General features: G+C 60.4%; 14 protein-coding genes. 5 read left to right on the top strand and 9 right to left on the bottom strand.

Features of this window, described 5'->3' with window-relative positions; translation table 11 throughout:
• Positions 1 to 28: 28 nt before the first annotated feature.
• The 6 genes from ACP7E4_RS13140 to ACP7E4_RS13115 form a co-directional block, all read right to left on the bottom strand.
• Entirely contained in the window at positions 29 to 1,021 is a 993-nt protein-coding gene (locus ACP7E4_RS13140; protein WP_426114226.1) for a TRAP transporter substrate-binding protein, read from the bottom strand.
• 186 nt (positions 1,022 to 1,207) lie between these two features.
• A complete protein-coding gene (locus tag ACP7E4_RS13135) occupies positions 1,208 to 2,044 on the bottom strand; it encodes an HpcH/HpaI aldolase/citrate lyase family protein (RefSeq protein WP_426114224.1) in 837 nt (278 codons plus the stop codon).
• 161 nt (positions 2,045 to 2,205) lie between these two features.
• Positions 2,206 to 3,405: a CaiB/BaiF CoA transferase family protein gene (locus tag ACP7E4_RS13130; protein WP_426114222.1), complete on the bottom strand. Its 1,200-nt coding sequence runs from the start codon at positions 3,403 to 3,405 to the stop codon at positions 2,206 to 2,208.
• 124 nt (positions 3,406 to 3,529) lie between these two features.
• The gene (locus tag ACP7E4_RS13125) at positions 3,530 to 4,879 is read right to left on the bottom strand and encodes an MmgE/PrpD family protein (protein ID WP_426114220.1); all 1,350 of its coding nucleotides are present in this window, start codon (positions 4,877 to 4,879) and stop codon (positions 3,530 to 3,532) included.
• A gap of 10 nt (positions 4,880 to 4,889) precedes the next feature.
• Entirely contained in the window at positions 4,890 to 6,053 is a 1,164-nt protein-coding gene (locus ACP7E4_RS13120) for an acyl-CoA dehydrogenase family protein (RefSeq protein WP_426114218.1), read from the bottom strand.
• 84 nt (positions 6,054 to 6,137) lie between these two features.
• The gene (locus tag ACP7E4_RS13115; protein WP_426114216.1) at positions 6,138 to 6,980 is read right to left on the bottom strand and encodes an FAS1-like dehydratase domain-containing protein; all 843 of its coding nucleotides are present in this window, start codon (positions 6,978 to 6,980) and stop codon (positions 6,138 to 6,140) included.
• 147 nt (positions 6,981 to 7,127) lie between these two features.
• Here ACP7E4_RS13115 and ACP7E4_RS13110 point away from each other — a divergent pair, with 147 nt between their 5' ends.
• Positions 7,128 to 8,045, top strand: a complete 918-nt coding sequence (locus ACP7E4_RS13110) for a LysR family transcriptional regulator (RefSeq protein WP_426114214.1) — start codon at positions 7,128 to 7,130, stop codon at positions 8,043 to 8,045.
• Here ACP7E4_RS13110 and ACP7E4_RS13105 read toward each other — a convergent pair.
• Positions 8,026 to 8,913: a DMT family transporter gene (locus ACP7E4_RS13105; RefSeq protein WP_426114212.1), complete on the bottom strand. Its 888-nt coding sequence runs from the start codon at positions 8,911 to 8,913 to the stop codon at positions 8,026 to 8,028. The genes ACP7E4_RS13110 and ACP7E4_RS13105 overlap by 20 nt on opposite strands.
• A gap of 185 nt (positions 8,914 to 9,098) precedes the next feature.
• Here ACP7E4_RS13105 and ACP7E4_RS13100 point away from each other — a divergent pair, with 185 nt between their 5' ends.
• Together ACP7E4_RS13100 and ACP7E4_RS13095 are read left to right on the top strand one after the other, a co-directional pair.
• Positions 9,099 to 9,968: a LysR substrate-binding domain-containing protein gene (locus ACP7E4_RS13100; protein WP_426114210.1), complete on the top strand. Its 870-nt coding sequence runs from the start codon at positions 9,099 to 9,101 to the stop codon at positions 9,966 to 9,968.
• Positions 9,969 to 10,336: 368 nt separating this feature from the next.
• A complete protein-coding gene (locus ACP7E4_RS13095; RefSeq protein WP_426114208.1) occupies positions 10,337 to 11,293 on the top strand; it encodes an alpha/beta hydrolase in 957 nt (318 codons plus the stop codon).
• Here the strand turns inward: ACP7E4_RS13095 and ACP7E4_RS13090 are convergent, their stop codons facing one another.
• Entirely contained in the window at positions 11,294 to 12,025 is a 732-nt protein-coding gene (locus ACP7E4_RS13090) for a CatB-related O-acetyltransferase (protein ID WP_426114290.1), read from the bottom strand.
• Between the two features lie 235 nt (positions 12,026 to 12,260).
• On the opposite strand from ACP7E4_RS13090, the gene ACP7E4_RS13085 reads away from it, so the two are divergent.
• Positions 12,261 to 13,037 carry a DUF899 domain-containing protein gene (locus ACP7E4_RS13085; protein WP_426114206.1) on the top strand — a complete coding sequence of 259 codons (777 nt, stop codon included), beginning with the start codon at positions 12,261 to 12,263 and terminating at the stop codon, positions 13,035 to 13,037.
• Here ACP7E4_RS13085 and deoC read toward each other — a convergent pair.
• Positions 13,031 to 13,714 carry a deoxyribose-phosphate aldolase gene (gene deoC, locus ACP7E4_RS13080; protein ID WP_426114204.1) on the bottom strand — a complete coding sequence of 228 codons (684 nt, stop codon included), beginning with the start codon at positions 13,712 to 13,714 and terminating at the stop codon, positions 13,031 to 13,033. The two genes, ACP7E4_RS13085 and deoC, sit on opposite strands and share 7 nt — an antisense overlap.
• A gap of 98 nt (positions 13,715 to 13,812) precedes the next feature.
• On the opposite strand from deoC, the gene deoR reads away from it, so the two are divergent.
• Complete coding sequence (gene deoR / locus ACP7E4_RS13075) at positions 13,813 to 14,583, top strand: DNA-binding transcriptional repressor DeoR (RefSeq protein ID WP_426114202.1); 771 nt, start codon at positions 13,813 to 13,815, stop codon at positions 14,581 to 14,583.
• The last annotated feature ends 6 nt before the right edge of the window (positions 14,584 to 14,589 follow it).

The raw sequence follows: 14,589 nt of genomic DNA, 5'->3' as shown, positions 1-14,589 counted from the left end.
CTGCCTTGATTACGTCATGACGAGGGCGTTACAGGGCTTTGTTCGAGTCGTCCGCAGCCTTGATCAGGTCGGCACCGATGTCCTTGGAGAACTCTTCCCAGACCGGCTTCATGGCGTCGCGCCATTTTCCACGCTGTTCAGGGGTCAAGGTCACGATTTCGCTGGTCTTGGAATCGATGATTTTCTGCTTGGCTGACTGGTTGAGTGCTTCGGCCTGTTTGTTAACTTCGACCGATACTTCGGCGAGGATCGCTTCCAGCTCGGTACGTACATCAGGTTGCAGGCCGCCCCAGAACTTGGAGTTGGTGATCACCATGTAGTCGATCAGGCCATGGTTGGACTCGGTGAAATACTTCTGCACCTCGTTAACCTTCTGGCTTTCGTAGTTGGACCAAGTGTTCTCGGTGCCATTTACGGTGCCGGTCTGCAAGCCTTGATAAACCTCGGCAAAGCTCATTTTGCGCGGGTTGGCTTTTAGTGCGACGAATTGGGCTTCCAGGATGCTGGAAGCCTGCACCCGGAACTTCAGGCCACGGGCGTCTTTGGGCTCAACCATTTTCTTGTTGGCTGAAAGCTGCTTCAGGCCATTGTGCCAGTAGGCAAGGCCGTGAATCCCCTTGTCGTCCATGGAGGTCAGCAACGCCTTGCCCTGCGGCCCTTGCTGGAAGCGGTCGACAGCGGCGAGGTCGTCGAACAGGAACGGCAGGTCGTAGATTTGCACTTGCTTGGTGTAATGCTCGAACTTGGCCAGGGATGGCGCCAGCAATTGCACGTCGCCCAGCAGCAGCGCTTCCATTTCCTTGCCGTCACCGAACAAGGAGGAGTTCGGGTACACCTCGACCTTCACTTTCCCCGCCAGACGCTCTTCGGCAAGTTTCTTGAACAGCAGCGCGCCCTGGCCTTTGGGCGTGTTTTCCGCCACGACGTGAGCAAACTTGATAATGACGGGATCGGCGGCCTGTGCGAGCGACGCCACGGACACAGCGGCGGCGCAGAACAGCGCCCTGGTCAACTTCAACATTGATTTCACCTTCTTATTGTTGTGTAAGAGTCAGCCTCTACGGGCCTTCTTTAGCGAAGCAGTAGTAGCAAGATGCCCAACTGTCTGTGTTTGTAGAATCAGCTTTTATGTAACCCCGCGTTTGGTTTAGCTGAATGCTGGCATTTTGCACGACAAACGTGGATTTTTTCGCCGTTGCACACGGCATCATGCCGTTTCAGAGGGCTGCTTGACCATCAGCAGGCGCTGGGCACGGATCAGCACTGGCGCGTCGATCATCTGCCCGTCAAGTTGAAAGGCCCCTGCCCCACTCGCTTGAGTACTGGCGTCGACCACGCGTCGGGCCCAGGCCAGATCGTCGGCGCTGGGTGCCAGGGCCTCATGAATGATCGGGACCTGTTTAGGGTGGATGCATAGAGCGCCGCCGAAGCCCATGTCGTAGGCGTGACGAACCGAATGCCGCAGCCCTTCAGGATCGCCAATGGCCGGATAAACCCCGTCCAGCGGCGCCAGCAATCCGGCCGCGCGGGAATGCAGCTGCACGGACATTCGCGATTGGTCGAGGACGAACGCAGCAGCCGCCGAACCGTTATTCAAGTTAAGGTCCAGCGCCAGGTCCAGACCGCCAAATGACAAGCGCTCGACGCCCGGGGCCTGGGCGATCTGATCAACAGCGAGCAAACCTCTGGCGCTCTCGATGATCGGCCAGATCGGCTTGCCGCCTTGCCACACCGCTGCAATCTGTGCAGCGGTTTCCACTTTGGGCAACAGGACTCCGGCCACGCCAGGCTGCGCAGCGCAGAACTGCAGATCCGCGTCATGTTCGGCGTGGTCAGGCGCATTGACCCGCACCCACACTGCGGCCTCGGGATTGGTCGCCAGAAACGCCGCAAGGTTATCCCGCGCCTGACGTTTGAGAGGTTCTTCGACGGCGTCTTCAAAATCGACGATCACCGCATCGGCGCCGGCGGCCAGCGCCTTGGCGAACCGCTCGGGTCGACTGCCCGGCACAAACAGTGCGGAGCGGATGATGGGTTGAGGCATGGTGGTGTTCCTCATGAGTGGATGGTTGTGCCATTTCCTTGTGGGAGAGGACTTGTCCTCGATGGCTGTAATTTCAGCACTGCATGTGGGTCAAGCGGATCACGGTCGTCTGGGCTAGCTATCGAGGACAAGTCCTCTCCCACAGAGTCGGGATCGGAGGCTCAAACTACCCCCGCCGCCGCCAACCGCGCATGATCCGTCGCCGACAATCCCAGCTCATCGAGAATGCTCGCGGTGTGCTGCCCCAGCGCCGGCACGGCGTCCATGCGTGGGGTGAAGGCGGCGTTGCGGCCCGGCGGCAACAGCGACGGCAGTTTGCCAGCCGGGCTGTCGACTTCGCGCCAGCCATCCCGAGCCTTGAGTTGCGGATGGTCCCAGACGCCTTGCATGTCGTTGACCCGGGCGTTGGCGATTTGCGCGGCTTCGAGCCGTGCGACCACTTCATCAACGCTCAGTTGCGAGAAACCGTCGACAATGATCTGGCGCAGCACCTCACGATTTTCCGAGCGCTTGAAGTTGGCGGAGAAACGTTCGTCGGTGATCAAGGCACTATCAAGCAGGACTTTCTCGCAAAACAGCGCCCATTCGCGCTCATTCTGTAAACCGAGCATGATCGTACCGCCGCCTTTGGTCGGGAACGGGCCATAGGGATAAATCGTTGAGTGCGACGCTCCGGCTCGTGGCGGTGGCGGCGCGCCGTTGTAGGCGTAATACATCGGATAGCCCATCCACTCCACCAGGCTTTCCAGCATGCTGACGTCAATACGGCTGCCGACGCCGGTCTTGCCGCGCAGCAACAGCGCGGAAAGAATCCCGGTGTAGGCGTACATGCCAGCGGCAATGTCGGCAATGGAGCAACCGGCCTTGGCCATTTGCTCTTCACCCGGCCCACCGGTGACCGACAGGAAACCGCCCTCGCTCTGAATCAGCAAGTCGTAGGCTTTCTTCTTTTCATAAGGGCCGCCCTCGCCGTAGCCGGAAATGTCGCAAACGATCAGCTTCGGGAACCGCGCATGCAGCGCTTCAAAGGACAGGCCCATGCGCGCAGCGGCGCCGGGCGCAAGGTTTTGTACCAGTACATCGGCCTTGCCCAGCAGCGATTCGAGAATATCCCCGGCTTCGTCGTGCTTGAGGTCCAGGGTAAGGCTTTCCTTGGAGCGATTGGTCCAGACGAAGTGCGAGGCCAGGCCATCGACGCGCTGGTCATAGCCACGGGCGAAATCACCGCTGCCGGGACGCTCGATCTTCACCACGCGGGCGCCCATGTCTGCCAGTTGCCGGGTGCAGAACGGCGCGGCAATGGCGTGTTCCAGGCTGACGACGGTGATGCCGTCCAGAGGACGGGGGTTTTGTTGATTCATGTTGGTCCACCTTGATGTCGCGGTAACTCTGAAAGAACTGGTGTGGGAGCGACCGGGGTGGCGATCCACCTTGCTCGCGAAGCTCTTCGCCAACCAGCTGGCTCCTACAGGATCGGGTTACCAATCAAATGAGTTCAGTTAACGTCTGCGCATCCCGCAAACCCCAGACCTTGTCGATCAGCTCCTTACCCTGTTCAGGCGTGCGTGCGCCGGAGAACGCCAGCAGGCGCTGGAATTTGTCTTCCAGCTCAGGCCGCGACAAGGTATTGCCCGGATCGCCCTTGGGTTCGTCGATGGCGCCGCTCAGCGTGCGGCCATCGGTGGTGGTGACAATCACGCGGCCCAGCCAGCGCGCGGGATAGGCCTGATCGACCTCGTCATCCAGCTCCATGCTGACTTTCTCGCGAAACGCCGCCACGGCCGGATCGGTCAAGGCGTGCTGCTGGAATTCGATCAGTTGCGCCTTGCCATGCACGGCAATGAGACCCAGCACGGCGCCCATGGAAAACTTCGCCTGATGCACCGTGGTCGGCACGACAACTCGCCCCAGCACGTCAATCGCACCCTGATGCACCCGCGTAATCACTTTGGCAATTTGCTCGTGACCCAAGCCTTCGCGCTGCATCAAATCCAGCAAAGCGTCGGCGGCAGGATGGGTGTGACGGCAGGACGCGTGGAACTTGAACGAGGTCTCGACCAACGCCCAACGGCTGCCGAGGCGATCCGACAATTTGCTTGGGTCAGCGTCGCTGGACATCCCCGCCGCCATGCCTTGATCGCCTTCGAGAATGTTGCGTGCGCCGGTCAGACCTTCTTCGGTCATGTACGCCGCGAGCAAACCATCGGCTGCGGCCTTGGCGGTGTGCAGTTGTTTGGAGTCGGCCGCATCGCGCAGGAACTCCCACAAACCGGCCGCCTGAGTGCCGGCGTTGCCCAGCAGGTTGATGAACTGCTCCTTGTCAAAACCGAGCAACTTGCCTACGCCGACAGCGGCCGCAAGGGTGCCGACTGTCGCTGTGGTGTGGAAAATCCGGTAATGGGAACGGCCCATGAACTCGCCGATGCGAATCCCGGCTTCGTAACCGGCGACCGACGCCAACAGCAGATCCTTGCCGGATTTGCCGTGATCCTGGGCCGCCGCCAGCACCGCCGGGAACACCACCGTGGCCGGGTGCAACACTGAGCTGTTGTGCAGATCGTCCTGCTCGACCAGGTGCGAAGACGCGCCGTTGACCAGCGCGGCGAAATACGCCGAACTGCCTTGGCCATTGACGAGGATTTTCGCCGGGCCATCAGCCGGGCCCATTTTCGCTGCGTAACGCTCGAACAGCGGGATCGGCCGCGAGCCCTGGCTGGCCAGCGCGGAACCGACCCAGTCGAGGAACAAATCCTCGGTGCGGTCCAGCACGGAGTCGGGAATCTGCGAGTATTCGAGGTCGGCCAGAAACGCCGCCAAGGCTTGGGTATGGCTCATGTTCAGGCCCTCAGAAGCTGCGTGGCAGTTCGAGCAAATGCTCGGCGACGTAGGAAAGAATCAGGTTGGTGGAGATCGGCGCGACCTGATAAAGACGGGTCTCGCGGAATTTGCGCTCCACATCGTATTCACAGGCAAAGCCGAAGCCGCCGTGGGTTTGCAGGCAGGCATTGGCCGCTTCCCAGGACGCCTTGGCGGCCAGGTATTTCGCCATGTTGGCGCTGGCCCCGGCGTTCTTGCCGCTGTCGTACTCCTCGCAGGCGCGCCAGCGCATCAGGTCGGCGGCTTCGATTTCGATGTGCGCTTCGGCAATCGGGAACTGCACGCCCTGGTTCTGGCCGATGGGCCGCCCGAACACCACCCGGTCGCGGGCATAGGCGCTGGCTTTCTCGACAAACCAGCGACCGTCGCCGATGCATTCGGCCGCGATCAGCGTGCGCTCGGCGTTCAAGCCATCAAGGATGTAGCGGAAGCCCTTGCCTTCTTCGCCGATCAGGCTGTTCAGCGGCAGTTCGAGGTTGTCGAAAAACAGCTCGTTGGTTTCGTGGTTGACCATGTTGGCGATGGGCTGCACGGTCAGGCCGTTGCCGATGGCATCGCGCAGGTCGACGAGGAAAATCGACATGCCTTCGGATTTCTTCTTCACCTCGGCCAATGGCGTCGTGCGCGCCAGCAAGATCATCAGGTCCGAATGCTGAACCCGGGAGATCCACACTTTCTGGCCGTTGATCACATACTTGTCGCCCTGCTTGATGGCGGTGGTCTTGATCTTGGTGGTATCGGTGCCGGTGGTCGGCTCGGTGACGCCCATGGATTGCAGGCGCAATTCTCCGCTGGCCAGCTTGGGCAGGTAATAGCTTTTCTGCGCCTCGCTGCCGTGACGCAGCAAGGTAAACATGTTGTACATCTGGCCGTGAACCGTGCCGGAGTTACCGCCGCAACGGTTCACCTCTTCGAGAATCACCGAAGCTTCAGCCAAACCCAAACCGGAGCCGCCATATTCGGTAGGGATCATTGCCGACAGCCAACCCGCGTCAGTCAGCGCCTTGACGAAAGTTTCCGGAAAGCCTTTTTCTTCATCGATCTTGCGCCAGTACGCCGCGTCGAATTCAGCACACAAGGCACGCACGCCTTCGCGGATGGCATTGAAGTCTTCATTGTCGTTGGGATTCATCAATCTGCTCTCTTGAGTTCGCGCGCCAACAGAACCGGCACGGTCTGGCTAATAAGTGAAGTGCATGCGTGAAGTGCTGCCGCGCTATTGGTCGAACAACACTTCGGCACTTTGCGCGACACCATCCTGGTTGCCGACCCACAGCTGCGCCTTGCCCGGCTCAGTGACACGGCCGCTGACCGTGAAGGGCGTCGGTACATTCAACGGACGCACGCCGCGATAGGCGAAATGCCGCAGACGCGCTTCGGGATGGGCGCGACAGAACGCGCGCAGGTTCAAGGTGGCGATCATCGGTCCATGCACGACGAGCCCCGGATAGCCTTCGGTGGCGGTGACATACGGATAGTCGTAATGGATGCGATGGCCATTGAAGGTCACTGCCGAGTAACGAAACAGCAGGGTCGGCGTCGGCGTGACGACTTCGTTCCACTCACCGGTTTCGGCAGCGTCGCCACTGTGCAATTTCGGCGGATTCGGCTCGCGATAGACAATGTCCTGCTCTTCGCGAATGCACAGTTGGCCGTCTTGCGAGTAATCATGGCGAACGGTGACGAATAGCAACGCGCCAGTGCGGCCGTGCTTTTCTTCGATGTGGGTGATGGTGGACAAACGATGGGCTTGGGCGCCGACTTTCAGCGCCTCGATGAACTCGACACGACCACCGGCCCACATGCGATTGCGGTTGTCCGCAGGTGGCAGAAAGCCGCCGCGTGCCGGATGGCCATCGGTGCCCAGCAGCGATTCTTCAACCGGTTCCTGGAAGAAACACCACTGCCACAACGGCGGCAGCGCATCGCCATCGGCTGGCGTGGCTTCGCCGAACGTGGCCGCGATGCGTTTGATCAGGTTACGGCTCAGATGATCGTGAGCCTCTTCAGTGCGTCCAAGCCAGGCAGTGAAATCCTTTGGCGACTCTGCAGCGCTCATGCGGGTAACCCCTTAGCATTTGTTGTTATGCCGGAATCATGCAAGGCGCTGGGCATTCTGTGAATTTGCATTTGCGTAAGGCCGCGTTCATATATGCTGAACACAGCTGACACCGATAATTCCAATAACTTTCACCGGACGCCCCCCATGCATTTCGACCTGGCCGATCTACGCCTCTTCATCCACATCGGCGAATCCCCGAGCCTGACCCAGGGCGCGCGCCGCGCATTTCTGTCGCCCGCTGCTGCCAGTGCGCGGATCAAGGCACTGGAAAGCCAGTTCGATACACGCCTGCTGTATCGCGACAGCCGTGGCGTGGAGCTGACCCCGGCCGGGCAACGTCTGCTCAAGCACGCACGGCTGATCATGCGTCAGGTGGAGTACCTGAAAAGCGAGTTCACCAGCTACGGCACCGATTCGGCCGGGCACATTCGCATCTTCGCCAACACTACGGCGGTCACCGAGTTCCTTCCGGAAGTACTGGCCGGTTTTCTCGCGCAACGACCCGGCGTTACCGTCGATCTGCAAGAACGCCTGTCCCGGGACATCGTGCGCGGCGTGCTGGATGGCAGCACCGACATGGGAATTATCGCCGGGCCGGTGGAAGCGGCGGGTCTGCAAGTGATGCACTTCAGCACGGATCGCCTGGTGCTGGCGGTGCCGGTGGGCCATGCTCTGGCCGACCAAAGCCCGGTGACCCTCAAGCAGACGCTGGCCTTCCAGCATATCGGCTTGCATGAAGGCAGTACGTTGCTGAGTTTTTTGCGCGATCACGTCGAGCGCCTCGGCCAGAACCTGTCGTTGCGCATTCAGGTGTCGAGCTTCGAGGCGATCTGCCGCATGGTCGAAGCGGGCGTGGGCATCGGCATCATTCCCGAGTCCGCCGCGATGCGCCACAGCCGCACCATGAAACTGGTGACGGTGCAGCTGGACGAACCCTGGGCGATTCGCGAACGGAGCATTCTGGTTCGCGAACTGGATGCGTTGCCCGGCACAGTCCGCGCCTTGATCGCGACCTTGATGCCGGAGGCTGAGGCGCCTTGCGCTACGGCTGCGGACGCCTGAGAAACGGCAGTCCCGCCAACGTCAGCGCCACGCCAACCAGCGCGCTGACGGCCAGCGGATCACCGAATTGCAGATACGCCCAAAGCATCGTCACCGGCGGTGTCAGGAACAACGCGCCGCTGACGCTTTGCAGGGTGAAACGGCGCAGGCACATCCAATAAAATCCGTAGCCACCCAACGTCCCGAATACCACCAGCCAGAGCACACCCAAGCCAAAGCCCGACGTCATCACCGGACGCAGACTGCCTTCCTGCCGCGCCAGCAGGGCAAACACCGGCAATATCGCGCAAACCTGAATGAACAAGCCCAGTAGCCCCGGCAATGGCGGGTGACGCGACTGTTTCTGATAGATCGTCGCCAGGGCCAGTGATACCACCCCAAGCAGCGGCAACGAGTACGCCCAGATCGACGCCCGGGAAAACTCCAGGCTGCTGCCACTGGCGATCAACATGCCGATCAGGCACAAGCCGATGCCCAGCCACTGCCAGCCACGCGTTGCCTGGCCGGGAACGAAACCCGCCAGCAGGACGATGCTCAGCGGCAGCAGATTGGCGATCAACGAACTGGTGCCCGGCGCCACGCCCAAAGCAATAGACGCGGCGATGGGCCCGATGTAACCGGCGATGCCCAGCAAACCCACCACGCCCTGATCCGCCCAATTGCGCCAACTCAGCGTGCGCAATTGCCGCCATACCAGCGGCAGCAACAGCAAGGCCGCGAGCACGAATCGCCAGAACGTCGCGAGCATCACCCCGCTCTGCTCCGACACATAGCGATAGCCGATAAACCCGGAACTCCAGCTGAGCACCATGGCGACCAGCAGCAGCGCGCTGATCCACGTAACTGAAGATGATCTGTGTGGGAGCAAGCTTGCTTGCGAAGGCCGCGCCGCCGGTTTCGCCTCATTGAAACTGCAAAAGTCAGCCTGCTGCCCGCCTCTATGCATGTCCATCATCCCCGCCCCCTTTCCATCACATGAACCTGATGGTATGAATGACCGGGTGATTCAATCAAACGAGATGATAAGCATCACTGATGCAGGATTTGTGAACCATGCAAAGTACTCTGGATATCGACCTGCTGCGCACCTTCCAGGCGGTGCTGCGCTTCGAACAGTTCCTCGCCGCCGCGACCTTCCTTAATCGCAGCCCGTCAGCCGTGAGCCTGCACATTCGGCGCCTTGAAGACATCACCGGCGGGCGTTTGCTGGAGCGCGACAACCAGACCGTCACGCTGACGCCCCTGGGTCGCCGCTTTGCCCTGCAGAGTGCGGAATTGCTGCAGATGCACGACCGAATGCTGGCCGGTTACAACGCGCCTTCGGTCAGCGGCAAAGTCCGGCTGGGGATTTCCGAGGAATATGCGGGCGCGCTGTTGCAATGCGCCCTGCCGCCCTTGTCCGAAGGTTTTCCCCACATCGAACTGGAAGTCGAAACGGCGTCCAGCGGCCGCCTGCATAGCCAATTGCAACGCGGGCAAATGGACCTGGCGTTGGTGGTTGAGCTGCTGGATGCGCAAAGCGCGGGCGAGCCGCCGCTATTTCGTTTCGGCACCACCGAGCCGGTCTGGGTCGCGGCCCACAGCTACCTGGCCGACCCTGACAAACCGCTGCCGCTGGCGTTGCACGGCAATGGTTGTCCATATCGCAGCGTGGCGCTGGATGCGCTGACCCGACTGGGTCGACCCTGGCGCACCATGGTCATGAGCGCCGGCACCAGCGCGCTGGAAGCCACTATTTGCGCCGGTCTGGTGATCGGCATCATCGACCGGGACCGGGTCAGCCCGCAGATGCGCATCCTGACCGAAGAAGACGGCCTGCCGACCTTGCCGCTACACGAACTGCAACTGGTCAAAGCTCCCGGCTCACCCAGCGCGGCGTGTGAGGTGTTGATACGGTTGATCGGGGATCATTTTCGGTTGTGAAGATATCGGATTGCCCGTTGGCGAGGCTTGCCCGCGAACTAAACGACGCGGTGGCCCAGATTCACCGCGTCATCGTTCATCGCGGGCAAGCCTCCAACGGGAGTTGCAATGTACAGCCGATGCATTTGTATCTGGTGGAATGCCGTCTTCCCGGATAAATCCGGTCCCACAAAATCAGCGCGAGCCAGTGGGACCGGCTTTAGCCGGGAAGGCGTCGGTTCAGACAACACTTCTGCGGCGCCTGGCGGTTGCCCCCCAGACATAGAATCTCCAACTGGATTTGCAATATCCTGTAACCAACCGGTTAATCGGTATCATGACAACGTCGTTACAGTCGGCACTTGGCCATTTCGTTGGGGAATCGATCCATGCCCTATTTTTCCCTGGCACGCTTCAAAGCGCGCTGGTTCGCCTGGTCATGCATGGCCCTGCTGATTATCGGTCTGCCGGTGGGTTGTGCGGTGTTGCAACATACCGAACGTGAGCTGGTGTTTCGCATCGAACCGGGGACTGCCAGCTGGTACAGCGGGCTGCCCGCCGGTGTACAGGAGTTCGAGCTCAAGGCCCCGGACTTCGGCGTGGCGCAGAACATCCATGCCTGGTGGTGGCCGGCCAACCGCAAGGACGCGCCAGCGGTGCTGTATCTGCATGGCTCGCGCTGGAACCTCACCGGTCAGCTGTTTCGCATTGAGCAACTGCGCGCGCTGGGCTTCTCGGTGCTGGCCATCGACTATCGTGGTTTCGGCCAGAGTCAGGGGCGATTGCCCTCCGAAGCCACGGTTTATGAAGACGCCCGCGTCGCCTGGGAACGCCTGAAACTGCTGCAACCCGACCCGCGCCAGCGGCTTATCTACGGCCACTCATTAGGCGGCGCCGTGGCGGTGGACCTGGCCGCCGAATTGGGCCGCGACACTGAAAACGGCAAGGAGCCCGCGCAAGCCCGGGGGCTGATTATCGAATCCACGTTCACCACCCTGGCGGATGTCGCCACCGCCGTGGCCAATACGTCGTTGCCGGTGCGCTGGTTGCTGTCGCAGAAATTCGACTCCATCGACAAGATCGCCGATATCCACATGCCGTTGCTGATCGTCCACGGCACCGAGGACCGCTATGTGCCATCGCGTTTCAGTGAGGAGCTTTTCGCCGCGGCCCAAGAGCCGAAGAAACTCCTGCTGGTGCCGGGCGGTTCGCATAACAACAGCATGAGCCTGGGACGACAGGCGTATGGGCAGGCGATTCAGGCGTTGTTCAGAGCCAGCGAGGCGCCGGCCCATGCCGCGAAATCCCCGGCGGGCGCCGAGGTTGTCGACCATTCCCCAGGCTGATCACTGCGGATCGATATGGCTCACAGTGAACGGCTTGCTGCGCACCACCACCTGCCCTGGATGACTGGCCGGCGCGACGCTGCCGTTCAGTTGCTTGAGTAATGCTTGCGGGTCTTCGATGGGCAACCCGGCTAACTGCTGCGCCGGCAGGTTCCACCACTGGCTGGCCAGCAAGCCGTCGATGACGTCCTGATCAAAGCGATAGCGCACCACCTGGGCCGGTGAACCGACGGCGATGGCGTAGGGCGGAATGTCCTTGTTGACCAGCGATTGCGCGCCAATCACCGCGCCGGTGCCGATGGTCACGCCTTCCAGGATCAGCACGTCCATGCCGATCCACACGTCATGACCGATGCAGGTTTGCTTCACCCCGTCGTGATGCGGCGCAATGCCGCCCAGCTTCTGGCGCAGGCCCACCAGCCCGCTATGGGAAGTCAGCCAGCTCAGCGGATGGGATTTACGGTCCTGGCCGATGGTCACGTTCCTGGCGATCGAGCAATAGCGCCCGATGCTGGAGACGTCGTGCAGCTCGGAACCGCTGACGATATCGGTGTAGGCGCCGATGGTCAGCTTGCGGGACAGAATCTTGATTTGATGCAGCTTCACGCCATGCTCCAGCGTCAGCTCGGTTTCGCGCCGCAGGCCTTTGATCCCGCTGTCCAGACGACACTTGTTCTTCGAAAGCGCCTTTTTCAGCTTCCTGTCCAACAGCGCTCGCTTGAAGAAATTCATGGTCTGGTTCCACAGATGATTGGTGGGCTGGCGGCGATTCCACGGCATGAGTGGAATTTTCCTACGCCTGCCTAAATGCTATCCCACACAAAGTCGGGAATCATCGCACAAGCCGAGCGAATCCCAAAAAGCTTGTTCACTGTAGCTCCCGTTCAGAGGGTGTCGATTCGCAGACGGGTCATTCGACTATCCAAAGCTGCACCCGAATGAATGAACACCGACGAGGAACACGCCCATGAGCACTTATCCAGTCACCCCACACGCACTCGACACTCACCCGGTCGTCTCCCGAGAAGAGTGGCTGACGGCGCGCAAACAGCACCTGATTCAAGAAAAAGCCTTTACCCGCCAACGCGATCAACTCAGCGCCGAGCGCCGCGCCCTGCCTTGGGTCAGGATCGACAAGCCGTACAGCTTTGAAGGTCCCAACGGCAGACAAAGCCTCAGCGAGCTGTTCGGCAATAACAGCCAGTTGATCATTTATCACTTCATGTTCGGTAAGGATTGGCAGGAAGGCTGCACGGGCTGTTCGTTCCTGACCGATCACATGGACGGCGCCAACCTGCATCTGGCGCACCACGACATCAGCCTCGTCGCCGTTTCCCACGCGCCATGGCAACAGTTTCAAGCGTTCAAACAGCGCATGGGCTGGCAGCTGCACTGGGTTTCATCGGCGGGCAGTGATTTCAACTATGACTTCGGGGTGTCCACTACGGCCGAACAGATTGCCGACGGTGGCGTCACCTACAATTACGAGCCTTGCACCGAACCCTTCGAGGAACTGCCCGGCCTGAGCGTCTTTTACAAAAACCCGGCGGGCGAGATTTTCCACCCCTACTCAACCTACGCCCGAGGCCTGGACATCCTGGTGGGCGCCTACAACTATCTGGACCTCACGCCTAAAGGCAGGAATGAGGTGCAAATCATGGACTGGATGCGCCTGCATGACCGCTATGAAGACAATGCCACGAGTTCTGCGGACTGTTGCGCAAGCAAAGCCCGCGATCAGTAACCGCTGCCCGACGCCTGGGCGCCGCTGACAATGGCGATGCCCGAGCTGGTGCCCAGACGCGTGGCGCCCGCTTCGATCATGGCCACGGCGGTGGCGTAGTCGCGAACGCCGCCGGAGGCCTTCACCTCGACCGCATTGCCGACCACTTTACGCATCAGGGCCACGTCTTCCAGAGTCGCGCCGCTGCGGCTGAAACCAGTGGACGTCTTGACGAAGGCGACGTTCAGCTCGCGGGAAATCTCGCAGGCGCGGATTTTCTGCGCCTCGTCGAGCAGGCAGGTTTCCAGGATCACTTTCAAGGGCACGGCACCGCACGCTCGCTTGACCTGGGCAATGTCATCGCGCACCACCTCGAACAGCCCGTCTTTCAAGGCGCCGATGTTCAGCACCATGTCGATTTCTCCGGCGCCGGCAGCAATCGCCCGCTGCGCTTCGAAGGCTTTGCTTTCGGTCAAGCCGGCCCCCAGGGGAAATCCCACCACCGCACAGACTATGACGCTCGCGCCCGCCAGCAGCTGCGCCGCATAAGGCACCTGCCCGGAATTGACACAGACTGAATAAAAGCCATGATCTTTGGCTTCCTGACACAACGTGGCGATTTGCGCTCTGGAGGCATCAGCGGCCAGCAAGGTATGGTCGATATACTTGGCCAATGCAGCCGGTTCGAGTTTGATCATCAGAAGATTCCTGTCAGAGTGCGCTTTCAAATCAGCACGTGAAGTTATTTTAGTCACAAATAGTGTTAGTTTTACAACAGCAAACTTTCATTACCGGAATGCCCGTGGACAGTAAAAAATCCGAACGCATCAAATTCATTCAACGCGCCCTGCAAGATCAGAAGGCTATTCACCTCCGGGAAATGGCCGCCTTGCTGGACGTCTCGGAAATGACCCTGCGCCGGGATCTGGGCCGCCATCCGGACAAATTTCATTTGCTCGGTGGCCACATCACCCTGGCCTTCGATGGCAATGAAGCCGCCGATTACCGGGTCACCGAGCAGGACACCCGGCACGTCGAGGAAAAACGTCGCATCGGCAAACTGGCCGCCGCGTTCATCAAGCCCGGCGACACGGTGTTTTTCGATTGCGGAACGACCATCCCCTTCGTGGTCGATTTCATTCCTGATGAGCTCGAATTCACTGCGGTGTGCAACTCGCTCAATGTGTTGCTCAAACTCCAGCAAAAACCCAATTGCACCATCGTGCTCTGCGGCGGCACCTTCCATCGCAAGAACCAGATCTTCGAGAATCGCGCCGAAACCGGCATCCTCGACGGCGTGCGCCTGAGTTGGGCGTTTGTTTCCGCCGCTGGGGTCAGCCAGGAGTTCGGCGTCACCTGCTTCAACTTCAACGAAGTCGAGGTCAAGCAAAAGGTCCTGCGTCAGGCGCGGCATTGCATGTTGCTGGCCGACCATTCCAAGTTCGACGCCGTGCGCACCGCGCATTTCGCCAACCTGGAGAACTTTCAGGTGGTGGTCACTGACAAAAAGCTGCCCCGTGTTTATCGCGATCTGATCGAGGCCAACGGCGCCCAACTGGTGCTCTGATCCAGA

Origin of the sequence: Pseudomonas sp. DSP3-2-3, from assembly GCF_049898225.1 — a bacterium.
GTDB lineage: Bacteria > Pseudomonadota > Gammaproteobacteria > Pseudomonadales > Pseudomonadaceae > Aquipseudomonas.
The sequence above is the reverse complement of the archived record's forward strand: the minus strand, read 5'-3'. Positions and strand labels throughout refer to the sequence as shown.